This window comes from Gemmatimonas sp. (genome assembly GCF_027531815.1).
GTDB lineage: Bacteria > Gemmatimonadota > Gemmatimonadetes > Gemmatimonadales > Gemmatimonadaceae > Gemmatimonas.
Genome location: NZ_JAPZSK010000003.1, coordinates 1 through 1,982 on the forward strand (window position 1 = coordinate 1; position 1,982 = coordinate 1,982).

Annotated in this window: 1 protein-coding gene; it reads right to left on the bottom strand. The window is 70.9% G+C overall.

Annotation, left to right across the window (positions count from 1 at the left end; all coding sequences use genetic code 11):
- Positions 1 to 268: 268 nt before the first annotated feature.
- Positions 269 to 1,462 (bottom strand): glycine C-acetyltransferase, encoded by a 1,194-nt coding sequence (locus tag O9271_RS03810; RefSeq protein WP_298266286.1) that lies wholly within the window; start codon positions 1,460 to 1,462, stop codon positions 269 to 271.
- Between the last annotated feature and the right edge of the window lie 520 nt (positions 1,463 to 1,982).

Sequence of the window (1,982 nt, forward strand, 5' to 3'; positions counted from 1 at the left end):
GCCCCCCCGCCCCCCGACCGCCGCCCCCAGACGCCCAGCGCAGCGTCGGCCAGACCGGAGCCCCGACCCCGACTGCGGTAAAGACCTCAACCCGGGCCCAAACCCCGACTGGAGGAAGACCCCGACCGTGGTGGCCGTACCCCGACCGTCGTGGCCGTACCCCGACCGTCGTGGCAGTGCCGCGACCACACCCCCGACCACGACCGCGCCGCCCTCGCCCGACCTGGTTCGCTCGCGTTGCCGCTGCCGCCGCTCGCAGGCTCGCCGGCTAGAGAATGCCCGCGACCTTCCCCGCCGACTTGAAGGCCTCGACGACCGCGTCCAGATCGTCCCGCGTGTGCGCTGCGCTCACCTGGCAGCGCACGCGCGCCTCACCCTTGGGCACCACCGGAAATCCGAAGCCGGTCACGAACACGCCGCGCTCGAGCAGCAGATCGCTCATGCGAATGGCCAGCGCGGTCTCGCCCACGATGATCGGCACGATGGGTGTTTCGCCGGGGAGCGGCTTGAAGCCCGCTTCCTGAATGGCGGCCCGGAAGTAGCGGGCGTTCTCGTGCAGCTGCGTCACCAGCTCCGGGTGGGCCTCGGTGTACCGTACGGCGGCGAGCGCACTCGCGGCCACGGTGGGCGGCAGCGCGTTGGAGAAGAGCTGCGGGCGCGAGCGCTGCGTCATGATGTCGCACAGCGCGGAAGGCCCGGCAATGAACCCGCCGGCCGCCCCGCCCAGTGCCTTGCCAAGCGTGCTCGTGATGACGTCCACCTCACCGACCACGCCGAAATGCTCGGCCGTGCCGCGTCCCGTCTTGCCCAGCACGCCGGTGGCGTGCGAGTCGTCCATCACCACGATCGCGCCTTCCTCGCGCGCGATCTGCAGAATGTCGGGCAGCTTCGCGATGGCCCCTTCCATGGAGAAGACGCCGTCGGTCCAGATGATCTTGCGCGGGGCGCCCTTGTGGGCACGCAGCTTGTCGCGCAGGTCGTCCATGTCGGCGTGCTTGTAGACCGCCGTGGTGCACTTGGTGATCGACTTGGCGAGCCGAACGGAATCGATGATGGACGCGTGGTTGAGGGCGTCGGAAATGACGAAGTCACCCTCGCGTGCGATGGTGGGGGTGAGGGCTTCGTTGGCGTTCCACGCCGACACGTAGCTCATGCTGGCCTCGGTGCCCACGAAGCGGGCGAGCGCGGCCTCCAACTCGCGGTGCACGGTGAAGGTGCCGCAGATGAAGCGCACGCTGGCGGTGCCGGCGCCGAATTGATGGAGCGCATCCACGCCGGCCTGCACCACGCTCGGCGCATTGGCGAGCCCGAGATAGTTATTGGAGGAGAGCACGATGACTTCCCCGCGTCCCTCCATGTGCACGCGCGCCCCTTGCGGTCCTTCGATGTAGTTGAGGCGCTTGTAGGTGCCGGCGGCCTTCAGCGCATCGAGTTCCTGCTGCAGTTCGGTAAAGAGCGACATGGTCGTGGTCGTGGTCGGAGTTCGGGTCGTGGTACTGCTACTACGGTCTGGGCACTGCTACAGCGGTCGGGGTACCGCCACGGCGGTCGGGGTCTTCCTCCAGTCGGGGTTTGGGCCCAGGTCGGGGGCTGTACCGCCGTCGGGGTCGGGGCTCCGGTCTGGCCGACGCTGCGCTGGGCGTCTGGGGGCGGCGGTCGGGGTCGGGGCTTGGGGCAAACTGTCGGGGAACACAACGCCGACCTACGCCCAAACTACGCCCCCCCACCCCCCCCAGCCCCCGCCCCCCCCGACCCCCGCCCCCCCCGACGCCATGCGCAGCGTCGGCACGACCGAAGCCCCGACCACGACAGGCGGCGGCGGGGTCGGGGTCGGGGTCGAGGCCCGGGGCTACCCGTCGGGGCACACCACGCCAACCCACGACCCCCCGCCCCCCCGCCCCCCCGCCCCCCGACCGCCGCCCCCAGACGCCCAGCGCAGCGTCGGCCAGACCGGAGCCCCGACCCCGACTGCGGTAAAGACC